The organism is Amycolatopsis sp. NPDC059021 (genome assembly GCF_042739895.1).
In the GTDB taxonomy this organism is placed as follows: domain Bacteria; phylum Actinomycetota; class Actinomycetes; order Mycobacteriales; family Pseudonocardiaceae; genus Amycolatopsis.
The window spans coordinates 13,598-33,341 of the sequence record NZ_JBHYIQ010000003.1 but is presented as its reverse complement, the minus strand read 5'-3'; the positions used below and the strand labels follow the sequence as shown (position 1 = coordinate 33,341).

Below are 19,744 nucleotides of genomic sequence, written 5' to 3'. Positions count from 1 at the left end.
CACCAGTAGGGCACATCCAGAGGCATATCAAGGTCGCCCTCGACCTGGGCGTCACCCCGAGGGAGATCCTGGAGCGATAGAGATCTCCTTGCCCGGGGCCGGAATCGTTGCCTTCCAGACCGGTTTCGAAGCCTGGCGCGAGATCGTCGGCGCCCCACGCCACTCAGGAGCTGGCCGGGCGTCTCCGGGAGCGCGACGTAGCGATGCTGGACGCGCCGGTTTCCGGCGGGCCACGCAAGGCCGCGACCGGCGAGCTGACGATCATGGCGCGCGGTTCGGCCGAAGACTACGAGGGAGCCCTTCCCCTGCTGCGCGCAATGGGCACGTCGGCCCCGCCGGATCCGCGCACGCGTTGAAGGCACTCAACAACCTGTTGTCGGCCATCAGCTCGGTCCTGCCGCTCCCGTACACGACCGCCCGTGCCGCATCGACGCCCGGCATGGTGGCCAAGGTGGACAAACCCCGGGTTTTTCCGGGTAGGAAAAATGTCGTGGTCACCTACGCCGGTCGGCTCTATGAACAGCGTCTGTACTCTCAACGACAGGCGAGCAAGGGTGGCGAACCGCTGATAACAAGTTCGGCTACCCGTCGAGCGGGCAGGAACACCCAGGAGGTACTGGAAACATGTCCATCACTATCCGACCTGCCGATCTCGCTGACGAGGCCGAGGACGTCACCGCACTGTTGGTGGACTACATGACGAAGGCTCATCGGCAGTTCCTGGAAACGTTTGGTTTTCGTGGTGCACCCACGGATATTTCCGGCTTGCGGGATTCGCTGGGAGAGTACGGTGGTTCGTCCAATGTGCTGCTGGTGGCGGAGGACTCGGACCGCGGGTTGGTGGGGGTGGCGGGACTGCGGTCTCTGGAGCCCGGTGTCATGGAGGTGAAGCGGATGTACGTGGTGCCTGAGTGCCGTGGCCTGCGCGTCGGCTCGCTCCTGCTCGATGGCCTGCTGGAAGAGGCACAGCGGATGGGGGCGTCGGCTGTCAGGCTTGACACTGCCCGATTCATGGTGGAGGCCCAGCGTTTGTACCGCTCACGTGGTTTCGTCGAGAGGCCGCCCTGCCCGGGGACGGAAATCCCGCAGGACCTCCACGAGCTCTGGGTCTTCTTTCAACTGCCGATCGGTCCGCCTGCGGCCGATTAGCCGCAGGCGCAGCCGGCATAAGCCAGGCCAAGAACAGGTACGGCGGCCCCGTCGGCGGACTGGTTCTCCGAGTCGACACGCGCGCCACTGTCGGCGAAGGTGACTGTCCCGACTGAGGGCGCGGTCGAGTCGCTGCGTGACTCCCACGGTGCCGCCGGACGGCCGCGAAGACGTCAGACCACGGCCGCGTCCGGCCGTGCCCCGAAACGACCCGGGCCCTCCCCCAGGAGGACCTCACGCGATCGTCCCGGGACCGCGGATACGATTCGTGGCCCGAAGGGCACGACTGCGGAGCCGCGGCGAAAAGTCCCGTTATGCTCCGCGTAAACCTCGCAGGTAATTCTCCGCCCCGGAAAGCCGCGACGCTCGGAATTTTCGGCTATTCGCTGGAAGAAAGCAGTTGGAGTGAACTGGCAGAACCACCTACACGACTATTGCGAGCGGGTTTCCCCGGCGTTCTGGGCCGAACCGGTCAACGCGCTGAGCAACGCGGTGTTCGTCCTCGCGGCGGTGATCGTCTGGCGGACGCAGCGCAGAACCCGGGTTCCGGTCCCGGCCAGTCTCACGGTGCTCGTGGTGTTGATGGCGGTGATCGGGGTGGGCAGTTTCGTCTTCCACACCGTGGCCACCGCGTGGTCGCAGTTGCTGGACGTGGTGCCGATCGGGGTGTTCGTCTGTTGCTATCTGGCCGCGTACCTGCACTGGTTCTGGCGCTGGACCTGGTCTCGCGCGTGGCTGGGAGTGCTGGTGTTCGCCGGCGTCTGCGCCGCGACCGTGCTGGTGTTCGGCAACCGCAGCATCAACGGTTCGCTGCCCTATCTTCCGGTACTGGCGACCCTCGCGGGTTGCACCGTGGCGCTCGCCCTGTCCAGGGAACGGGAACGGGCCGCGCACTGGCGCGCGTTCGCCTTGGCGACGGTCCTGTTCGCCGGCGCGCTGCTGTTCCGCACCCTGGATTTCGCGGCCTGCGCCCGATTCCCGCTCGGCACCCACTTCCTCTGGCACCTGCTCAACGGTGCCGTGCTGCTGGTGCTGTCTCGCGCACTGGTCGCCCACTGGCAGCGGACACGCCGCTCCGGCGAGCCGGGTACCCCTGCCGCGACCGGCAGCTCCGATGCCGTCGCTCATCCCGCCGGATAGCCTGGCCGCATGGCAGAAACTCGTCCTGGAGGTCGTACGGCCCGTACCCGCGCGGCGGTGCACAACGCCGTGCGCGAGTTGTTCGCCGAGGGACAGGACCAGCCGTCGGTGCGGGAAGTGTCCGAGCGGTCTCGGCTGGGCGCACGCGGTCGCCGGGCAGGTGAAGACCCGGGAGGGCACCGAAAAGCAGCGACCGCGGCTGCTGCTGCCCCGGATCCCATGCGCCTGAACCAGCAGTGTCCACAGAGGACTCTCGGGCCGGTAAGGCCACCTTGCGGGCGTGGCCTTACCGGCGCCTGGCACGGCAGGTCCTGAGGTAGCTGAGGAAGGAGGCCTGCAAGCCGGTCACATGCGTTTCGCGCAGGATCGCGCTGGTGACGGCCGCGCCACGGGAGGTGAGGCGGTGCAGGACGGTGGCCGCGTTCTTCGTGAGGTTCTGGTAGATGGCCAGGTCTCCGAGTAGCTCTTGCTCGTTGAGGGTCACGTGCAGCTCGGCGGCAGGCCGGCTGTCCCCCATTTCTCGGAGCTGGGCGAAGATCCGACTGTCCTCACCGGTGACGCCGGGGCTGCCCGCTCCGATGCTTTCGAAGAGCGTGCTGCCGGTGAGCCAGGTGTAGAGGCCGAAAAGTCCGCCGTAGGAGTAGCCGAAAAGGCCGTGACCGCTCGTGGCTGTGCCGTAGTCGCGTTCGATCCGCGGGTACAGTTCCGCGGTGAGGAAGTTCAGGAACGCGTCGGCGTGGGTGTCGCGTAATTCGGCGAGGTAGGCGTCGGCTTCCTCGCGTGTCCTCGCGCCCGCTCGCACTCCCATCTCCACGGCGTCGACGAGTTCCTGGGCGATGGGCTCGCCGGGTGGCACGAGGTCCCTGTTGCGCAGCCGATCCCAGTGCCGTGCTTCCTCGCCCGCGTAGCCGACGCTGACTTGGATATACGGCTGGATCCGTTGCATGGGGTCGAGCTGGGTGACGATGAGCGGAGCCGTCATGCCCACGGCCCAGTTGCCGTCGAGCACATACACGACAGGCGCTCGCGTCGTGGCGGGGTCGTAGCCCGGTGGCGTGGTGACCCAGACGCCGTAGTCGTGCCCACCGCTGGAACGCGTCTCGAAGTAGTCGGTGCCGGCGAGGCAACCCTGCCACATGGTGCTCATCGGAGGTCCTTCACAACTCGGCCGGCCTGGAGAACGAGGACGGCGTTGGCGGGGTCGGCGAACAATTCCGGGTCTTCGAGCGGGTTTCCGTTCCACAACACGAGATCTGCCTGCATGCCGGGAGCGATGACCCCCACCTGATCGGCCAGTCCGAGGATCTCGGCGTTGGTCTTGGTGGCCGCCACGAGGGCGTCCATCGGCGTCTCGAGTTCCGCGCGGATCCTGAGCTCGTCGCCTCGACGGTCCTGCACCGGACCGATGAGATCGGAGCCCAGCCCGATCCGCACTCCGGCTTCCCTTGCGACAGCGAGCGCCTCGGTCATCCGCTCACGAACACCCAGCACACGCTCGCGGACCGACTCGTCGAGGCCGGTTCCAGCGGTGTCCCGCAGCAGTTGCTCGACGACGGCGAACGTGGGCACAAGGGCGACCTCGCGAGCAGCCATCAGGCTGGCCGTGGACTCGTCGAGGTCGGTGCCGTGCTCGACACAGCGCGCCCCGGCCTCGACCGCGTTCCGGATGCCGTCGTTGTTGTGGGCGTGAACAGTCACGTAGGTGCCCCGTGCCGCGGCTTCTTGAACAGCGACGGCGATCTCCTCGACGGTGAACTGGGTGTCGGTCAGCCGGTCGTGCGCCCCGACCACTCCGCCGGTCACACAGAGCTTCAGGAAGGAGGCTCCGCGACGGAAGGCCTCGCGCACGTTGCCTCGCAGCTCGTCCGCGTTGCCCGACATCATGGACAGGGCACACAGACCCGGAACGTGATGACTGCTCCACAGCTCGGTGGGTTCCCAGTCGGCTCCGTAGTAGCCGTGCCCGCCGGTCTGGCACTGGACAGGTCCGCACGACAGGACGCGCGGCCCCCTGACCTTGCCCTTGGCGATCGTGGTGACGACACCGCCGTCGATCCCGCCGGTGTCCCGGACGGTCGTGAAACCGGCGTCGAGCGTCGTGCCGGCCGTGGCGAAGATGTCCGCCGCGATCTCGGCGGCACTGAGCCGGAACGAGAACTGCGGCTGGATCGGGCTCGACAGTCCTAAGTGGACGTGTGCGTCGATCAGGCCGGGCGTCATCGTCAGTCCGGTGACGTCGAGGCGCTCGCCGGATGCGCTGGAGGCACCGAGCTGGGCGATACGCCCGTCTTCGACGGTGACGTCGGTGTCGACGGGGTCGCGACCCGACCCGTCGACGACCGTCGCGCCGGTTATCCGAAGTCTTCCCACGAGTCGTTCCCTCCGCCGTCGCGAGCCTGCTGCGACCATGTGTGACGCAGCACAACGCCCTCGACCTCTCTTTTCCAATGGATAAACTGTGGGAGTGATCCTGTCAAGCACGGAACGCACCGGCGACGCACGCGAGCGTCTCCTGACCCGGCTTCTCGACGCCTTCGACGGTGCCCTTCCCTCGCCGGAGGTGTCGCTCCGCGAGGTCGCAGCCCGGGCCGGGACCAGCCACGCCCTCCTGCGATACCACTTCGGGTCGCTCCCGGGTGTCTTGGCCGCCATGCTCGGGGCACTGCGATCCCGTGACAACGAGGCGCTCTTCGAGGTCGCCCGGCAGGGCACCTTCGACGACTTCGTCGTGGCGATCTGGCGGGCCTACACCCGCCCGGAACAGCTGTCCCGCATTCGCGGCTTCTTCCACGTCGTAGGACTGGCCGCGTACAGCCCGGAGGAATTTCGCGAGTTCATCGACTCGCTCGGCGACCTGACCAAGATGCTGGCCTCGCTCGCGGAACGCGAAGGGCTCGACGCCAAGGAAGCACTGACCCTGGCCACCGTCACCGTTGCCGCGATTCGCGGCCTGCTCCTGCAGGAAGTTCTGACTCCAGGCGCCCACTCGGAGGACGCGGTCGCCTTGATCCTGCGCATGAGCAAGGACCCCTCCGGGCCACGAACGCATCCGGGTCCTTGACCCTGCGGTATCGCGGCGACGGCACGCCGGGGAATGCCGAGAGTGCCGGTGAAATCTCGCGGCCCGGGCTCACAACGGAATGGCGTGCTGGGTGACGTAGTACCGGATCAGCACTTCCATCGAGCGGCGAAAGGAATCCTGCCTGCTGTCGCTCAGCGTGCCCGCCAGCTGGCCGAGCTCGGCCCGGACCGCCTCGCGCACCAGGTGCACGACGGCCCGGCCGGCCTCGGTGACGGTGACGTGGACGGCGCGCCGGTTGCCGGGGACCGCGATCCGCCGCACCAGCCCACGCCGCTCGGCGCGGTCGACAAGGCCGGTGACGCTGGACTTCTCCAGTTCCAGGATGCCGGCCAGCTGCCGCATGCCGATCTCGCGGTCGTCGAGCACGGCGAGCATCCGCAGCTGGGTGACCGACAGGCCTTGTTCTCCGGCGAGGCGCCCCAGGATCGCCTGCACGATGAACGACAGCTGCATGAGTCCGTCGATCAGGTCCAGGTCCGGCGTCCGGGCGCCGTTGGCTGAGGAAGTGGTCACAGTGCCCAGGTTAGCTTGACCGAGTTCGTGACACCAACTATTTTGGTTCGTGACACCAACAGTACGTGTGACCAACCAAAGGGGGTGCGCTCCCATGGGAGACAAGAAGCGCGTCGCCGTCGTCATCGGCAGCACCCGTCCCACCCGCATCTGCGGCGGTATCGCCGCCTGGGCACGCGACGGCCTGCAAGAGGACAGCGACCTCGGCTACGACCTGATCGATCTCGCCGAAATCGCGTTGCCGTTCCTGGACGAGCCCGTCAAGGCCGCGTTGCAGCAGTACGAGCACGAGCACACCCGGGCCTGGAGCAAGCTCGTCCAGAGCTACCACGGATTCCTGTTCGTTTTCCCGCAGTACAACTGGGGCTATCCGGGGGTACTCAAGAACGCGCTGGACTATCTCTACCGGGAATGGCACGACCGGCCCGCCAGCCTGCTCACCTACGGCACCCGCGGCGGCAACAAGGCCGCCGAACAGTTCATCGGCGTCCTGCGCGGACTGCACATGCGGGTGCTCGACACGCATGTCGAAGCCGTCATCACCGACCAGGACGTGGACGACAACTGGCAGCTGCGCGACCTCGACGGCACGCTGCGCCCGAACCGCGCCCTGCTGCGCAAGATCGACGAAGAAATGACCGAAGCGCTCGCCGACGGCCAATGACCGCACGCTGTTCCGAGAAAAGGGAGAAACAATCATGCCGAACACATCGCGCCGGGTGGGCTTCATCGGGCTCGGAAGAATGGGCAATGCCATCGCCGGCCGCCTGCTCGACGCGGGTTACGAGGTCACCGTGTGGAGCCGTAGCGCGGACAAAGCCGACGCATTGGTAGCGCGGGGCGCGACCCGGGGCGAGGCGCCCGAGGACGCGATCGCCACCGGAACCGTCTTTTCCATGCTGAGCAACGAAGAGGCGGTGCGGCAGGTGTTCACCGCGGAGCGGATCCGCTCCGCGCCGGAGGGCTTCACCCACGTCAACCACGCGACGGTCAGCCCGGAGGCCGCCCGCGAATTCGCCGCGCTCGGCGGGGGCTACCTCAGTGCCCCGGTGGTCGGCCGCCCGGAAGCCGTGCTGGCCGGGAAGCTGGCCGTGCTGGTCTCCGGCGACGCGGGCCTGCGCGCCGAGGCGGAACCGATGCTCGCCGCGATCGGGCGGCGGGTCTGGGACTTCGGTGACGCCGTGGACGCCGCGCCGACGGCGAAGATCTCGGTCAACTACCTGATCATCCACGCGTTGCAGGCATTGTCCGAATCGGTCACGCTACTGCAGCGCGCCGGTCTGGACGCCGGGCGGTTCGTCGAGATGATCACCGACTCCGTCTTTCCCGGCCCGGTTTACCGAGGCTACGGCGACGCCATCGCCACGGGCACCTACACGCCGCCGGGATTCACCACGACGCTGGGGCTGAAGGACCTGGACCTCGCACTGGGCTCCGCCCGTGAACTCGGCGTCGAACTGCCCACCGGACCGGTCCTGCGCGACGTGTTCGCCACCGCGGTCGAGCAGATCGGCGCGGACCTCGACTGGGCGAGCATCGCCGAGGTCACCCGGCGACGCTCCGGCGGCGGGCTCGCCTGAGGTCACCGGGTCGTGCCGCGGCCGATCCGGTCCACCGCCTCCTTGGCATCGCGCAGGTCGGCGCCGGTGACCTCGCGATAGCGTTTGACCGCCACGATCTTCTTGCCCTGGGCCAGCAACGCCGTCACTTCGGCGGTGAGATCGTCGGCAGGCTCGGTGACGCCGAGGTGATCGAGCACGAGATCGAGCTTGCGTTCCACCCTGGCCAGCCGGTACTCCAGTGACCTGGTGCCCGATCCCCGGGTCGCGCCCGCGACGATGCCCAGGGCCAGCAGCGCGACGACTATCCACAGTAGAGTGATGTCCACGTCGCGCAGCATAGGCCGTGATCCGTTCGGTCGGCTGTTTACGGGTACGCCGGGCCGTACCGGCTCCGGCGCGTCAGCCTTGTTCTTGTTCCGCGGCGCGCCGGAGCAGGTAGGACATCATGACGTGGTGCACGGGCACGGCGAGGGACCACAGCACCCTCGCCGGCCGCGTGTCGAAGCGCACGAACGTAGTCCACCGCACCCGGGCACCGCGAAGTTCGACGACGTTGCGGGCGGTCAGCAGCCGGGACCGCGCATCAAGGACGGCCACCTGCCCGGTCGCGCTGGTCAGCGTCCAGCCCAGCACCTGTGCCGGCGTGTCCCGAGGGCCGAGACGCAGGCCGAGGCCGATCCGCCACCCGCCAAGCAGGAGCCGGCGCACCAGCGCCGGAGCCTGTTCCCACACGGCGCGCGCCCACTGCTCGGGTGAACGGTCGCCGGTGACCGGATGGCTGAGTTCGAACGCCCCGGCGTAGCCGGACGACGGCAGAGCGCCGACAGCGTCGGCCGGCTCGATGGTGATGCGCTGAACCTGCACGGAATACCTCACTCACTATAAGTAGACACCTGTCTACTAAGACTGACCGTACGGCCGTGGTAGGCAGGTGTCAACTAAGCTGGCGGCGTGACGCCCCGCCGCAGGCTCGATCCCGCCCAGCGCCGTGCTCAGCTCCTCGACGTCGCCGCCAGGGCGTTCGCGGCCCAGCCCTACGACGCGGTACAGATGGAGCAGATCGCCGGGCACGCCGGCATCTCCCGGGCACTGCTCTACCGGCACTTCCCCACCAAACGCGACCTGTTCGCGGCCGTGTACCAGCAGGCGGCCGACCGGTTGCTCGCGGAAACCGAACCGGACCCGGCCGTCCCGATGGCCGAACAGATCACCGCGGGCCTGGACGCGCATTTCGACTATTTCCTGGCCCATCGCAACACGGTCCTGGCGGCCAACCACACCCTGGCGGGCGATCCGGTGATCCAGGCCGTCATCACCGGTGAATTGGCCGTGCTGCGGCAACGGCTCCTCGACACCTCCGGTCTGACGAAGCACGCACGGGACCTGATGTCCGCCGCGCTGACCGGATGGCTGCTGTTCGTCCGCGTGCTGTGTGTGGAATGGCTGACAACCCAGTCCTTCTCCCGGACGGAATTGCGGGAAATGTGTGTCGGCGCGCTGATGGGAGCACTGGAGCGGGCCGACGCGGTGCCCCGCTCCTGACCACACCGCAACGTTCGGCATCGCCCGGGGCGGGATATGCCCCGCCGGCGACCTCGTGGTGTCCGAAAGTCCCGGACCTGCCCGGCCCGCTTCCCCGCGGCATCCTCTTCCGCGATCCTGGCCGCGTGGCTAATCCGACTGATCTTGACCTGCCCGGCAACTGGGGCCGGTGGGGATCCGACGACGAACTCGGCACGCTCAACCTCATCACCGACGACGTGCGCGCGAACGCCGCCGCGGAGGTGCGGACCGGCCGATGGGCGTCGCTGGCGCAGCCGATCACGCCCAACCCGATGATCAGCAGCCCGTTCGCGCCCACGACGGTGGACGTCTCCCCCGTGCAGCAGATGATGTCCCACACCGGGATCGGCGTGGCGGCCGATCTGATGCTGCTCACGAACCGTCACGCGAAGTCGACGCACATCGACGCGCTGGCGCACTGGTCGACCGGCGACGAGGTCTACCCCGGTCGTCCGCGGAACCAGGTCGTGACAGCCGAAGGCGTCACCTTCGCCTCGACGACGGCCTTCGCCGCCGGAATCGTGACGCGCGGGGTTCTGCTCGATCTGGCGATCGAGGAACCGCTCCCGTCCGGGCACGCGGTGACCGCACGCGACCTCGAGGACGCCGAGCAGCGGCAAGGCGTCGAGGTACGGCCGGGCGACGCGCTGGCCGTACGGTTCGGCTGGCCCGCCGACCCGCTCCTTCCGGGAAAACCGACTCCGGGAATCAGCCTCGACGCGGTGCGCTGGATGCACCGCCGCGGCGTCGCCCTTTACACCGGCGACCGGGGCGACGCCTACCCGCCGCTCGACCCCGGCGGCCCGTCCCCGCTGCACGGCGTCGCGCTGGGCCGGATGGCGATGCCGCTGATCGACGGATCGCAGCTCGACGACCTCGCGGCGCTGTGCGCGGAGCTCGAACGCTACAGCTTCCTGCTCACCGTCGCCCCGCCGCGCGTCCACGGCCTGACCGGCATCGCGGTCAACCCCATCGCCGTGTTCTGACCGGACGACGGCCTCGCGCCGCCGGTCAGGGTTTGCGCCCGACCCCGGCCAGCATCGCGGCCTCGCCAGGATCGGCGAAGTCGATGACGGGGGTGTCGGGCCCGCTTTCCTCGGGGTGCCAGGCCGCCGTCCACGTCACGCCGGGTTCCACCAGTTCGAAGTCGCCGAACAACGCGCCGATCTCCGCCTTCGACCGCAGCACGTGCTTGCTGACGTCGTTGTCGTACATCCGGATGACCGCGTGCAGCTGGCCGGCGATGTCGGCGGGCAGTCCCTCATGGGTGAGCTGGGACAGCACCAGAAAGGAGCCAGAGGGCAGCATCTCCCGATACCGCGCGATGGCCTCCGGCCCCAGATCCCTGCCGTCCGGGCCGAGCTGCTGGATGTGCAGCACCGCGGTGACCAGCAGGGCCAGCGGTTCGCCGAGATCGACCACTCCGGTGTCCGCGACGGCTTGCCAGAGCACGTCGGGGTCACGGAGATCGCCGTGGATCACCGCGTGACGGCCGGGATCACCGTGACGCTCCAGCAGGATCCGGGAATGCGCGACCGCGACGGGTTCGTGGTCGATGTAGACGACGCGGGAGTCCGGCGCGACCTCGTCCGCGATCTGGTGCACGTTGCCCATCGTGGGAACACCCGAGCCGATGTCGACGAACTGGCGCACACCCCGCCGCACCAGGTACCGCACCGCGCGATGCAGGAACGCGCGATTGGCCCTGGCGCAGTACAACCCGGCCGGAAACGCCGACAGGACCTTCTTGCCGAACTCACGATCGATGGCCCAGTTGGCCGTACCACCGAGGTACCAGTCATAGACCCGCGCCACACTGGGACGCTCCAGGTCCACCCCCGGCAAAGGCTGCTCGGATTCCTGCGCCACGCCACCTCCCGGCCCGTCCCGGGCAATCGAAATCGCCCCTGGTACCCTGAACGCGAATAAGCCCAGGTCACTGACCTGGGCTTGCGCTCCCCCGCTTGGACTCGAACCAAGAACCCTCCGGTTAACAGCCGAATGCTCTGCCAGTTGAGCTACAGGGGATCGTTATTCACTTCTCGCGCCGCCGGAGTTGCTCTCTCCGTCCGACGAGAAGAACTTTAGCCCATGCCGCCGAGCCCCCGCACGGCACCCCCCTGTTAACCGTCCCGCCCACCGCGGCCGGTTTTCCTGGACAATGGCCGTCGGGGCAAGATCGACAGGAGGCGTGGGGCGGATGAAGAAGTTCCTGCTGGGTGCGGGCCTTGGCTACGTGCTGGGCGCGAAGGCAGGCAGGGCGCGGTACGACCAGCTCGTGCAGGCCTACCGCCGGATCGTCGATCACCCGATGGTCCAGGGCGCCGCCGGGATCGCCCGCGCCAAGCTGTCCGAGAAGTTCGGCCGGGGCCGGTGAACGCTCAGACCCTGGCCACGAAGAACACCCGCCGGAACTCGAACCAGGTCGTCCCGTCCGGGCGCGTCGGATAAGCCTCGTCCAGCAACGGGATCAGGTCCGCGCGGAATCGCCGCCAGTCCGCGTCGTCCAGCCGGGCGCGGACGGGCCGCAGCGCGGTGCCGGTGATCCACTCCAGCACCGCGTTCTGGCCGGACAGTGGCTGCATGTACGTGGTCTCCCAGGCGTCGACGCCGCATCCGGCGTCGGCGAGCAGGTCGGCGTAGTCACGCGGAGTGCCGACGGCGTCTTCGTCGCGCAGGAAGCCTTTGCCGAGCACGTCGGCCCAGGCGGGCGACGCGGCGAGTTCGCGGGTCAGCGCGTGCGAGGGCGCGTCGAAGTTGCCGGGAACCTGGACGGCGAGCCAGGCCCCCTCCGGCAGCTGCCGGACCCAGCGGCGCAGCAGTTCCTCGTGGCCGGGAACCCATTGCAGGACGGCGTTCGACACGACGACGTCGGTGTCGGGCTCAGGCACCCAGTCCCGCACGTCGAGCACCTGCGCGTCGAGGCCGCGCCCTCGCGCCGCGGCCACCATTTCGGGTGAACTATCGCTCGCTTCCAGGATCGCCTCAGGCCAGCGCTTCGCCAGGTCGACGGTCAGATTTCCCGGCCCGCAGCCGAGATCGGCGACGCGGCGGGGCGCGGTCGCACCGATCCGGCCGACGAGGTCGTAGAAGGGCCTCGCCCGCAGATCGGCGTAGTCGAGGTATTTGGCGGGATCCCACATGGCTCACCTCCGCGCAGCAAACAGTACGCTCGTACTGCTGCAACCAGTACGAGCGTACTGCTAATCGCGGGGGTTGGCCAGCTTCGCGGCGACCTCTTCGGCGATGGCGGCGACCAGCTCGACGTCCGTGCCAGGGTCCGGCCGCGCCTGCAGCACGACGCCGTCGCGGCCGGGGATCTTGCGCTGCACGAACCACGCGCCACCGCCTGCCAGCTCCTGCCGGTGCCGCGAGCGGACCGAGCCGTCGACGCGCAGGCGCACGTGGTGCGGCACCTTGCCCGGCGCCGGAAGACGGAAGGACACCGGCGCGCGGTCGGTGAGCAGGACCGCTCCCCCGGCCATGCCGGCCTCCTCGGACTCGGTCAGCGTGAACACGCCGTCGGCCCACGCCGCCTTGCCCACGAGGTGCCAGCCGACGCGCCGCGCGCCGTCGCCGTCCGGGACCCACAGGCCGAGCGCGGTGACCACGAGATGCCCGCCACCTTCGACGCGGGCGCTGTCGACGACGTCTTCGCCCTCGGCCAGCTCGCCGGGAAAACCGTCCGGGGTCCGGTCGCCGAGCAGCCGGCGCAGCAGGCTCATTCCCAGCCGCCGCTCGCCTGCTCCCGCAGCGCCTTCCGGTACTGCTCCAGCGCGACGAGGTCGCCGAACAACGCGCGGTAGTCGTCCGGCGCCTCGACCGGCGACAGCCGCTGCAGCTTCGACTTGATGTCGGCGATCTGCCTGCCGACGAGGTTCTCCTGGACGCCCGCGAGGACTCCGGAGATATAGCGGGAATCGACTTCACCCTTGGCGCGCAAGGGTTCCACCGACAGCTCGCTGAGCACCCGCCGGACCGTCCCCTGTGGACAGTGCGGCGTGGCCGCGTCCAGCAGCGCCGGTCCGGTCAGGCCGGACGCCGCGCCGCCCGCCTTGAGCAGCGCCAGGTGCAGCGCGACGTACACCGGGTGGGTGAACGCCTCCTCGGGCAGCGAGTCGAACTCCGGCCCGGCGATCGCGGGCTGTTGCAGCGCGGCCTTGAGCGCCTCGCGCTGTCCGATGAACCGGGGGTCGTCCGGCGCGGGCCGGGGCAGGTCCTGCGCCTCCGCGGCGGCGGACGCCGCGGCCTCTTGTTGCTGCCGCTGGGACTGACGTCGCGTGGGAACCGCCGCGCCGCCTCGTTTGTCTGCCGCGCCCGCGCTGCCACGGACCCGGTTCACCACCTGGGCGACGTCCTGCCAGCCGACCCACCAGGCGAGTTTCGACGCGTAACCGTCCCGCCGCGCCCTGTCCTTGATCGAGGCGACCATCGGGACGGTCTTCTGCAACGCCGCGACCTGGCCGTCGACCGAGTCCAGGTCGAACTGCTTGAGCATGCTCTTGATCGCGAACTCGAACAGCGGAGTCCGCCGCGCGACCAGGTCCTTCACCGCGGCGTCACCCTTGGCCAGGCGCAGCTCGCACGGGTCCATCCCGTCCGGCGCGACCGCGATGTAGGTCTGCCCGGCGAAGGTCTGGTCCCCCTCGAACGCCTTGAGCGCGGCCTTCTGCCCCGCCTCGTCACCGTCGAAGGTGAAGATCACTTCGCCGCGGAAGGCGTCGTCGTCCATCATCAGCCGCCGCAGGACCTTCATGTGATCCTCGCCGAACGCCGTCCCGGACGAGGCGACCGCGGTCGGCACGCCCGCCGCGTGCATCGCCATCACGTCGGTGTAGCCCTCGACGACCACCACCTGGTGCCGCTTGGCGATCTCGCGTTTCGCCAGGTCGAGGCCGAACATGACCTGCGACTTCTTGTAGATCTGCGTTTCCGAGGTGTTGAGGTACTTCGCCTCGATGCGGTCGTCGTCGAACAGCCGCCGCGCGCCGAAGCCGACGACGTCGTTGCCGACGTCGCGGATCGGCCACACCAGCCGCCGGTGGAACCGGTCCATCGGGCCGCGCTGGCCCTCCTTCGACAGCCCGGACGCGAGCAGCTCCTTGACCTCGAACCCGCGCGTCAGCAGGAACTTCGTCAGCTTGTCCCAGCCGCCCGGCGCGTAGCCGCAGCCGAACGTGCGTGCCGCGTTCTGGTCGAACCCGCGCTCGGACAGGAAGTCCCGCGCGGTCCGTGCCTCGTCGGTCAGCAGCTGCTCGGCGTAGAACTCCTGCGCCAGCCGGTGCGCCTCGATCAGCCGCGAGCGGGTGCCGCGATCCCGCTGGACGCTGCCGCCGCCACCCTCGTAGTTCAGCCGGATGCCGACCCGGTCGGCGAGCCGCTCGACCGCCTCCACGAACGAGATCAGGTCGATCTTCTGGATGAACTTGATGACGTCGCCGCCCTCGCCACAGCCGAAGCAGTGGAAGGTGCCGTGTGTGGGGCGCACGTTGAACGACGGGGTCTTCTCGTTGTGGAACGGGCACAGCCCCTTCAGGCTGCCGCCACCGGCGCGGCGCAGGGCCACGTACTCACCGACGACCTCGTCGATCCGGTTCCGCTCCCGCACCTCCGCGATATCGCTCTCCCGAATACGTCCCGCCACGGGAACCACTCTAGTTCTCCCCGTTCCGGAGCCATACGGCACACTCGATGTATGAGCACGCCCACGGCCCTGGACGGACTCGCCGCCGAGTTCGCCGAACACCGGTCTCACCTGATCGGGGTCGCCTACCGGCTGACGGGCGCCCGGTCCGACGCCGAGGACGCCGTCCAGGAGTCCTGGCTGCGGCTGAGCGGGCTGGCCGAGAGCACCCGCGCGGGCATCCGCGACCTGCGGGGCTGGCTGACCACCGTGGTCGGCCGGATCTGCCTCGACCGGCTGCGGTCGGCGCCGGTGCAGCGGGAGCGGTACGTCGGGCAGTGGCTGCCGGAACCCATCGTGACCCCGTTCGGGCAGCCGGTGAGCGAGGATCCGCTGGAAGCCGCCGTCCGCGACGACGGCGTCCGGATGGCCGCGATGGTGGTGCTCGACAAGCTCACCCCCGAACAACGCGTCGCGTTCGTGCTGCACGACGCGTTCTCCGTGCCCTTCGGCGAGATCGCCGAAATCCTGGGCTGCAGCACGGAAGCCGCGCGCCAGCACGGCTCCCGCGGCAGGCGCGCCCTGGCCGACGCCGACCCGCCCCCGCGTGTCGACCTCGAAGAGCAGGCCAAGGTCCTCGAGAAGTTCGTCACCGCCTTGATGACCGGCGACGTCCGCGCGGTGGCCGAGGTGCTGCATCCCGACGTCGTGCTCATCGGCGACTCCAACGGCAAGGGCCGCACCACGCGCCAGATCATCGTGGGCGCGGACAAGCTGGTGCGCTTCTACACCGGCCTGCAGCGCAAGTACCCGCCGGGCGCGTTCGGCCGGGGCGCGGCGGTGCTCGTCAACGGCGACCTCGGCATCTACATGCCGCCGGCGCCCGCCGAGGACGGCTTCCTGCCGATGGACGAGCACGTGCAGGCGGTGAGCATCCGGGACGGGAAGATCGTCGCCTTCTACGACGTCGTCAACCCGGACAAGCTCACCGGCATCACGCGTCCCGTCGTCGAGCAGTGACCATCCCGGCCATCAGGACCGCGAACGCGAACGCGGCGAAGTAGGCCAGCGCGAACGGCTGCGGCAGCGGCGAGTCGGACAGGACGTTCGCGTTGCCGCCGCTGCGTCCGCCGCTCGCGCCGCCGGTGCCGCTGAGGAACTTCGTCGCGGCGTTGAACGGCAGCCACCGGTGGATCGGCTCGCCGACCTCCGGGATCGCGCTGATCAGGTCCTCGACCGCGAGCGGGTAGAGGATGCACACCGCGACGGCGCCCGCGCTGTGCTCGATCAGCAGGCCGACGCCGACCGCCGCGACCGCGCCCAGCGCGTACACCACTCCGGTGCCCGCGAGGATCGTCCAGTCCGCGACGCTGTCCAGCGCGAGGTCCGCACCGGACGGCGCGACCGCCAGGCACGCGGCCCACGACCCGAACGCCGCGACTTCCCCCAGTACGAACGCGAAACCCGCGACGACCGCCGCCTTCGCGACCAGCGCCGGGGTCCGCGACGGAACGGCTTGGAACGTCGTGTGGATCGTGCCGGTGCGGTACTCGGTGGTCACCGCGAGCGCGGCCAGGGTGAGCACGACGGCGAGCCCGAACCGGTAGCCGAACTGCGTCGTGGCGACCGTCGGCAGATCCTTCGACTCGCTGGCGCCGCCCGCGACGAGCATCGCGAATCCCGTGGTAACCGCGAGGGTGAGCAGCGCGCACGCCCACGGCGAGCGGGTGCTGAGCAGTTTGATCCGCTCGGCTGCGAGCAGGTGCATGATGGATTCCCCTTTCGTGACAAGGGAATCCTGGCTTTCCGGGCCTGCCCGCGCGTCGCCCCGGGGCCGGAGTCGCGGAGTCCGCCCGAGGTCGGACCCGCCGCACGTGTCGTCCACCTGAGTACGCGTGTCGTCCGTTGAGGTACGCGTGTCGTCCATTCCCGTTGTCCAGAATCGGACGACACGCGTACCTGGCCGGACGACACGCGTACCTAGTCGGACGACACGGCCGAGGGTTACGAATCGTTCACGGCAGCGGGACCTGGCAGGCGTCGCCGGAGGTGAAGCCCTGCGCGACTATGCCGAGCGCGCTGTTCATCCGAGCCCGCGAGTTCTCCAACGCGATCTGGTACGTCAACTCGAGGACGCCTTCCTTGCCGAACTCGGCCTCCAGCTCGGCCACCTGCTCGTCGGTCACGGTGATCGGGCTCGCCGTCATCGCGTCGGCGTAGGCGAGCGCGAGCCGCTCCTGCTTGTCGAAGGCGGGTGAAGTGGCGTAGTCGTCGATGTGCTTCAGCCGCTCGATGTCCAGACCGCTGTGCAGCTGGAGCATCGTCCCGAAGTCGACGCACCACGAGCAGCCGAGCTGCGTGGCGACGCGGTACACGGCCAGCTCCCAGACGTTCTTGGGGAGCTTCTTCATCGCCCGCTCCACCAGCATCTCGTGCGCCACGCTCGCCCGCAGCAGCCCCGGGTGGTGGGCGGTGACCGCCACCGGCTCCGGGACGGCGCCGTAACGCTTGCCCGCCATTTTGTAGAACAGCTTGAGGAAGAGCCCGGCTTCGCTGGTCTTCTTCGCGGGGATACGCGGCATGATTGCCTCCTCCAACTCGTTTACCTGCGGTTACGAGGAGGACGAGACAGCGCCGGAGGATGTGACAGCTTCCGCGCCCCGCGCGGGTGACGTGCACCACGCCGCGATCATGACCCCGGCCGCGGCCACGAAGACGACGGTGAGGCCGGGCGCCTCGAGCCCTCCGGTCGTGGCGAGGGCGAGCCAGCCGAACACCGCGGTCCCGAGCAATCCGCCCGCCTGCCGCGCGAACGTCAGCGAACCCATCGTGACGCCGATGTTCTCCCTGGCGGCGCGAGACTGCCCCAGCACCGTGTACGCCGCCGTGCACACCGCGAACGCGGCCCCCATCGCGAACAGACCGGGCAGAAGGGCCATCCACCGCGCGGCGTCGTCGAGCGCGGGCGCCACCGCGCACAACGCCAGCCCTCCGGCACCGAGCGCGCACCCGAACCGCGCCCACGCCGTCATCCTCGGCCGTTTCCTTGCCAGCACGGAGAAAGACGCCGACAACGCGAGCTGACCGGCGGTCATCGCGATGAGAACGAGCCCCGTCCGCGCGGCGCCTCCCGCACCGAGCGCGACGAGAAGAGCGACGTAGGTATACGTGCCGTAGAGCGCCGCCCCGGCGAGGCCGTTGACCACGACGGAGCGGGCCAGCACCCGGTCGGCGAACACCTTCGGCGAGATCAACGGGCTCGCGGCACTCCGCTGACGGCGGACGAAGAGCACCGCCGACGCCACCGCTGCCGCCGCCAGCATGGGTGTCCACAAAGGACTGGTGGCGAGCCCGTCGACGCTGCCGAGCGCCACCAGCGCGGAACCACCGACGACCAGGAGGACACTGCCGAAGACGTCGAACCTTTCCTTGGCACGGCTGGGTTTCCTCGGCAACCCGCGCAACCCCAGCACCAGCGCGGGCACGCACAGCGGCAGGTTGATCAGGAAGATCCACCGCCAGCCCGGCCCGGCGGCGATCAGCCCGCCCAGCGGCGGACCGCCGACCGATGCCGCCGCGAACACCGCGGTCTGCCAGCCCTGGCGGCGCAGCAGCTCGTCGCGGTCGAACAGCTCGCCGAGCGCGCTCATCGCCGTGACGATCAGGCCGCTGCCGCCCAGCCCCTGCAGGGCGCGCGCCGCGATCAGGCTGCCGATGTCCGGCGCGGCGGCACACCAGGCCGAGCCCGCCGCGAAGATCAGCAACGTGATGGCGAAGAGTGCGCGCCTGCCGTAGAGGTCGCCGAGCCTGCCGTGCAGCGGCGTCGCGACGGTCGTGGTGAGCAGGCCCGCCGCGGTGACGGCGACGAGGCCCGAGCCGGCGTGCAGGTCGGCGGCGATCGACGGCAAGGCCGCCGCGACCACCAGGCCGTCGAGCTGCGCCATGGCCATGCCGAGCAGGACACCCGCGAACGCGAGGTTCCGGGCACGAGGCGAGTTTGCGTGCATAAAGCACACGTTATAACGTGCCTTATGCACGCATCAAGGCCCGATGGCGGTCCGGCACTGTTCCGGCTCGTCCGGCACTGGGCACGTCAGTGGGCACCGGACGTCGTCCAGCGGTTCGACGAGGACGCACCGCCCACCTGGACGGTGCCGAACCTCTTCGTCATCCAGGCGGTGGCCGGCGCGGGCCCCGATGAAGTGACGGTGGCCGACGTCGCCCGCCAGCTCGGAATCGACCGTTCGGTGGCCAGCCGGATGATCACCGACGCCGTCCGCGACGGTTTCGTACGACGCGAGACGTCCAGCCGGGACGCGCGGCGCGCGGCACTCCAGCTCACCGACGAAGCCGGGAAGTTCCTGCACTCGGCGCAGACATTCCAGCGGCAGGCTTTCGACGCGCTCGTCGGCCACTGGCCCGCCGCCGACCGGACCCGCTTCGCGGGCTACCTCGAACGACTCGCCACCGAAGTACTGGACTCACCCGAAGGCTCATGAGGCCTGGCCTGCCGGAGCCATCCGCTCAGGACACCGGCTCCCTCGCCGCGAACAAAGTGTCCACATTGGACTTACGTGTGCTCGCCGGCGGCTCGCGCGACTTCCGATGACCGATGCGGGTGCAAGCACGCTCTCTCGCCGTGGGGTGGTGGGGTCGCCGGTGGTCCTGCTCGGGTCTTCGCGGCGAATTCCACAGCTCGACTGGCCCCTGCGTCCTCGATCCGCGGGCCGATACACTTCGCGGGAACGCCATTGCAGTCCGTGAACGGCCGTCGTTGTCGGCTTTCGGCGCCGTGTGGAGTGATGTGTGCCGGGCGCTGGACCCCGTTCTCGCGGATGTCGCCAGGGAATACGACGGCCGCCTCATCGTGGCGAAGGTCGACATCGACGACGATCCCGAGACCACGCGCAGGTACGACATCGCCAACAAAGTCGCCGACGATGGCCGCTTGCATCGGGGTGGTGTCGCCGTGTTTTGCTCCAACCGTGTGGCCCTGCCCTCTGGAGCCACCATTTCCGCGCCGACAGGAGGAGGGGGGGGGGCGGCGGCGCGCCCCCCCCGGCGGGGGCGCCCCCCCGCCCCCCCCCCCCCCCCCCGCGCGCGGTAACTACA

Annotated in this window: 24 protein-coding genes and 1 tRNA gene; 12 read left to right on the top strand and 13 right to left on the bottom strand. The window is 69.3% G+C overall.

Going from position 1 to position 19,744, the window contains the following annotated elements:
• The first annotated feature begins 203 nt into the window (after window positions 1-203).
• The 3 genes from ACFWX1_RS02170 (at window position 204) to ACFWX1_RS02160 (ending at window position 2,289) form a co-directional block, all read left to right on the top strand.
• Window positions 204-356, top strand: coding sequence for an NAD(P)-binding domain-containing protein (locus ACFWX1_RS02170; RefSeq protein WP_378382977.1), 153 nt, complete (start codon window positions 204-206; stop codon window positions 354-356).
• Between the two features lie 268 nt (window positions 357-624).
• The gene (locus tag ACFWX1_RS02165) at window positions 625-1,149 is read left to right on the top strand and encodes a GNAT family N-acetyltransferase (protein WP_378382976.1); all 525 of its coding nucleotides are present in this window, start codon (window positions 625-627) and stop codon (window positions 1,147-1,149) included.
• 405 nt (window positions 1,150-1,554) lie between these two features.
• A complete protein-coding gene (locus ACFWX1_RS02160) occupies window positions 1,555-2,289 on the top strand; it encodes a ceramidase domain-containing protein (protein WP_378382975.1) in 735 nt (244 codons plus the stop codon).
• Between the two features lie 286 nt (window positions 2,290-2,575).
• Here the strand turns inward: ACFWX1_RS02160 and ACFWX1_RS02155 are convergent, their stop codons facing one another.
• On the bottom strand, window positions 2,576-3,436 hold the full coding sequence (locus ACFWX1_RS02155) for an alpha/beta hydrolase (protein WP_378382974.1): 861 nt from the start codon (window positions 3,434-3,436) through the stop codon (window positions 2,576-2,578).
• Window positions 3,433-4,698 carry an amidohydrolase family protein gene (locus tag ACFWX1_RS02150; protein WP_378382973.1) on the bottom strand — a complete coding sequence of 422 codons (1,266 nt, stop codon included), beginning with the start codon at window positions 4,696-4,698 and terminating at the stop codon, window positions 3,433-3,435. The genes ACFWX1_RS02155 and ACFWX1_RS02150 overlap by 4 nt, the downstream gene beginning before the upstream one ends.
• A 55-nt stretch (window positions 4,699-4,753) precedes the next feature.
• Here ACFWX1_RS02150 and ACFWX1_RS02145 point away from each other — a divergent pair, with 55 nt between their 5' ends.
• A complete protein-coding gene (locus tag ACFWX1_RS02145) occupies window positions 4,754-5,350 on the top strand; it encodes a TetR/AcrR family transcriptional regulator (RefSeq protein WP_378382972.1) in 597 nt (198 codons plus the stop codon).
• 69 nt (window positions 5,351-5,419) lie between these two features.
• Here the strand turns inward: ACFWX1_RS02145 and ACFWX1_RS02140 are convergent, their stop codons facing one another.
• The gene (locus tag ACFWX1_RS02140) at window positions 5,420-5,884 is read right to left on the bottom strand and encodes a MarR family winged helix-turn-helix transcriptional regulator (protein WP_378382971.1); all 465 of its coding nucleotides are present in this window, start codon (window positions 5,882-5,884) and stop codon (window positions 5,420-5,422) included.
• Window positions 5,885-5,978: 94 nt separating this feature from the next.
• Here ACFWX1_RS02140 and ACFWX1_RS02135 point away from each other — a divergent pair, with 94 nt between their 5' ends.
• On the top strand, window positions 5,979-6,548 hold the full coding sequence (locus tag ACFWX1_RS02135) for an NADPH-dependent FMN reductase (RefSeq protein WP_378382970.1): 570 nt from the start codon (window positions 5,979-5,981) through the stop codon (window positions 6,546-6,548).
• Between the two features lie 34 nt (window positions 6,549-6,582).
• Window positions 6,583-7,464, top strand: coding sequence for an NAD(P)-dependent oxidoreductase (locus ACFWX1_RS02130; protein WP_378382969.1), 882 nt, complete (start codon window positions 6,583-6,585; stop codon window positions 7,462-7,464).
• 2 nt (window positions 7,465-7,466) lie between these two features.
• Here the strand turns inward: ACFWX1_RS02130 and ACFWX1_RS02125 are convergent, their stop codons facing one another.
• Window positions 7,467-7,772, bottom strand: coding sequence for a hypothetical protein (locus tag ACFWX1_RS02125; protein WP_378382968.1), 306 nt, complete (start codon window positions 7,770-7,772; stop codon window positions 7,467-7,469).
• Between the two features lie 73 nt (window positions 7,773-7,845).
• Window positions 7,846-8,310: a hypothetical protein gene (locus ACFWX1_RS02120; RefSeq protein WP_378382967.1), complete on the bottom strand. Its 465-nt coding sequence runs from the start codon at window positions 8,308-8,310 to the stop codon at window positions 7,846-7,848.
• 87 nt (window positions 8,311-8,397) lie between these two features.
• Between ACFWX1_RS02120 and ACFWX1_RS02115 the strand changes: the two genes are divergently transcribed.
• Together ACFWX1_RS02115 and ACFWX1_RS02110 are read left to right on the top strand one after the other, a co-directional pair.
• The gene (locus ACFWX1_RS02115) at window positions 8,398-8,988 is read left to right on the top strand and encodes a TetR/AcrR family transcriptional regulator (RefSeq protein WP_378382966.1); all 591 of its coding nucleotides are present in this window, start codon (window positions 8,398-8,400) and stop codon (window positions 8,986-8,988) included.
• 125 nt (window positions 8,989-9,113) lie between these two features.
• Entirely contained in the window at window positions 9,114-9,995 is an 882-nt protein-coding gene (locus tag ACFWX1_RS02110; protein ID WP_378382965.1) for a cyclase family protein, read from the top strand.
• 25 nt (window positions 9,996-10,020) lie between these two features.
• Here the strand turns inward: ACFWX1_RS02110 and ACFWX1_RS02105 are convergent, their stop codons facing one another.
• Both ACFWX1_RS02105 and ACFWX1_RS02100 read right to left on the bottom strand, forming a co-directional pair.
• Window positions 10,021-10,878 (bottom strand): SAM-dependent methyltransferase, encoded by an 858-nt coding sequence (locus ACFWX1_RS02105; protein ID WP_378382964.1) that lies wholly within the window; start codon window positions 10,876-10,878, stop codon window positions 10,021-10,023.
• Window positions 10,879-10,964: 86 nt separating this feature from the next.
• Window positions 10,965-11,037 (bottom strand) — tRNA-Asn (locus tag ACFWX1_RS02100).
• A 172-nt stretch (window positions 11,038-11,209) separates the two neighbouring features.
• Here ACFWX1_RS02100 and ACFWX1_RS02095 point away from each other — a divergent pair.
• Window positions 11,210-11,386, top strand: a complete 177-nt coding sequence (locus ACFWX1_RS02095; RefSeq protein WP_378382963.1) for a hypothetical protein — start codon at window positions 11,210-11,212, stop codon at window positions 11,384-11,386.
• 4 nt (window positions 11,387-11,390) lie between these two features.
• On the opposite strand, the gene ACFWX1_RS02090 is transcribed toward ACFWX1_RS02095, so the two are convergent.
• The 3 genes from ACFWX1_RS02090 to dnaG are packed head-to-tail and all read right to left on the bottom strand — an operon-like array spanning window position 11,391 to window position 14,653.
• Window positions 11,391-12,152 carry a trans-aconitate 2-methyltransferase gene (locus ACFWX1_RS02090; protein ID WP_378382962.1) on the bottom strand — a complete coding sequence of 254 codons (762 nt, stop codon included), beginning with the start codon at window positions 12,150-12,152 and terminating at the stop codon, window positions 11,391-11,393.
• 60 nt (window positions 12,153-12,212) lie between these two features.
• Window positions 12,213-12,734, bottom strand: a complete 522-nt coding sequence (locus tag ACFWX1_RS02085; protein WP_378382961.1) for a hypothetical protein — start codon at window positions 12,732-12,734, stop codon at window positions 12,213-12,215.
• A complete protein-coding gene (gene dnaG / locus ACFWX1_RS02080; RefSeq protein ID WP_378382960.1) occupies window positions 12,731-14,653 on the bottom strand; it encodes a DNA primase in 1,923 nt (640 codons plus the stop codon). The genes ACFWX1_RS02085 and dnaG overlap by 4 nt, the downstream gene beginning before the upstream one ends.
• Before the next feature lie 51 nt (window positions 14,654-14,704).
• Between dnaG and ACFWX1_RS02075 the strand changes: the two genes are divergently transcribed.
• A complete protein-coding gene (locus ACFWX1_RS02075; RefSeq protein ID WP_378382959.1) occupies window positions 14,705-15,652 on the top strand; it encodes a sigma-70 family RNA polymerase sigma factor in 948 nt (315 codons plus the stop codon).
• On the opposite strand, the gene ACFWX1_RS02070 is transcribed toward ACFWX1_RS02075, so the two are convergent.
• The 3 genes from ACFWX1_RS02070 to ACFWX1_RS02060 form a co-directional block, all read right to left on the bottom strand.
• Window positions 15,627-16,400, bottom strand: a complete 774-nt coding sequence (locus tag ACFWX1_RS02070) for a hypothetical protein (RefSeq protein ID WP_378382958.1) — start codon at window positions 16,398-16,400, stop codon at window positions 15,627-15,629. The two genes, ACFWX1_RS02075 and ACFWX1_RS02070, sit on opposite strands and share 26 nt — an antisense overlap.
• 247 nt (window positions 16,401-16,647) lie before the next feature.
• Entirely contained in the window at window positions 16,648-17,214 is a 567-nt protein-coding gene (locus ACFWX1_RS02065) for a carboxymuconolactone decarboxylase family protein (RefSeq protein ID WP_378382957.1), read from the bottom strand.
• Window positions 17,215-17,244: 30 nt separating this feature from the next.
• On the bottom strand, window positions 17,245-18,639 hold the full coding sequence (locus tag ACFWX1_RS02060) for an MFS transporter (RefSeq protein WP_378382956.1): 1,395 nt from the start codon (window positions 18,637-18,639) through the stop codon (window positions 17,245-17,247).
• A gap of 24 nt (window positions 18,640-18,663) precedes the next feature.
• Between ACFWX1_RS02060 and ACFWX1_RS02055 the strand changes: the two genes are divergently transcribed.
• Both ACFWX1_RS02055 and ACFWX1_RS02050 read left to right on the top strand, forming a co-directional pair.
• Window positions 18,664-19,131, top strand: coding sequence for a MarR family winged helix-turn-helix transcriptional regulator (locus tag ACFWX1_RS02055; RefSeq protein ID WP_378382955.1), 468 nt, complete (start codon window positions 18,664-18,666; stop codon window positions 19,129-19,131).
• Window positions 19,132-19,244: 113 nt separating this feature from the next.
• Window positions 19,245-19,739: a thioredoxin family protein gene (locus ACFWX1_RS02050; protein ID WP_378382954.1), complete on the top strand. Its 495-nt coding sequence runs from the start codon at window positions 19,245-19,247 to the stop codon at window positions 19,737-19,739.
• The last annotated feature ends 5 nt before the right edge of the window (window positions 19,740-19,744 follow it).

Bases quoted from the DNA above. Each gene is read 5' to 3' on its own strand.
- ACFWX1_RS02070 (WP_378382958.1), bottom strand. From the start codon at position 16,400: ATGCACCTGCTCGCAGCCGAGCGGATCAAACTGCTCAGCACCCGCTCG.
- ACFWX1_RS02075 (WP_378382959.1), top strand. From the start codon at position 14,705: ATGAGCACGCCCACGGCCCTGGACGGACTCGCCGCCGAGTTCGCCGAA.
- ACFWX1_RS02130 (WP_378382969.1), top strand. From the start codon at position 6,583: ATGCCGAACACATCGCGCCGGGTGGGCTTCATCGGGCTCGGAAGAATG.
- ACFWX1_RS02150 (WP_378382973.1), bottom strand. From the start codon at position 4,698: ATGGTCGCAGCAGGCTCGCGACGGCGGAGGGAACGACTCGTGGGAAGA.
- ACFWX1_RS02090 (WP_378382962.1), bottom strand. From the start codon at position 12,152: ATGTGGGATCCCGCCAAATACCTCGACTACGCCGATCTGCGGGCGAGG.
- ACFWX1_RS02170 (WP_378382977.1), top strand. From the start codon at position 204: ATGCTGGACGCGCCGGTTTCCGGCGGGCCACGCAAGGCCGCGACCGGC.
- ACFWX1_RS02095 (WP_378382963.1), top strand. From the start codon at position 11,210: ATGAAGAAGTTCCTGCTGGGTGCGGGCCTTGGCTACGTGCTGGGCGCG.
- ACFWX1_RS02135 (WP_378382970.1), top strand. From the start codon at position 5,979: ATGGGAGACAAGAAGCGCGTCGCCGTCGTCATCGGCAGCACCCGTCCC.
- ACFWX1_RS02050 (WP_378382954.1), top strand. From the start codon at position 19,245: ATGCGGGTGCAAGCACGCTCTCTCGCCGTGGGGTGGTGGGGTCGCCGG.
- ACFWX1_RS02155 (WP_378382974.1), bottom strand. From the start codon at position 3,436: ATGAGCACCATGTGGCAGGGTTGCCTCGCCGGCACCGACTACTTCGAG.
- ACFWX1_RS02165 (WP_378382976.1), top strand. From the start codon at position 625: ATGTCCATCACTATCCGACCTGCCGATCTCGCTGACGAGGCCGAGGAC.
- ACFWX1_RS02060 (WP_378382956.1), bottom strand. From the start codon at position 18,639: ATGCACGCAAACTCGCCTCGTGCCCGGAACCTCGCGTTCGCGGGTGTC.
- ACFWX1_RS02065 (WP_378382957.1), bottom strand. From the start codon at position 17,214: ATGCCGCGTATCCCCGCGAAGAAGACCAGCGAAGCCGGGCTCTTCCTC.
- ACFWX1_RS02085 (WP_378382961.1), bottom strand. From the start codon at position 12,734: ATGAGCCTGCTGCGCCGGCTGCTCGGCGACCGGACCCCGGACGGTTTT.
- ACFWX1_RS02055 (WP_378382955.1), top strand. From the start codon at position 18,664: ATGCACGCATCAAGGCCCGATGGCGGTCCGGCACTGTTCCGGCTCGTC.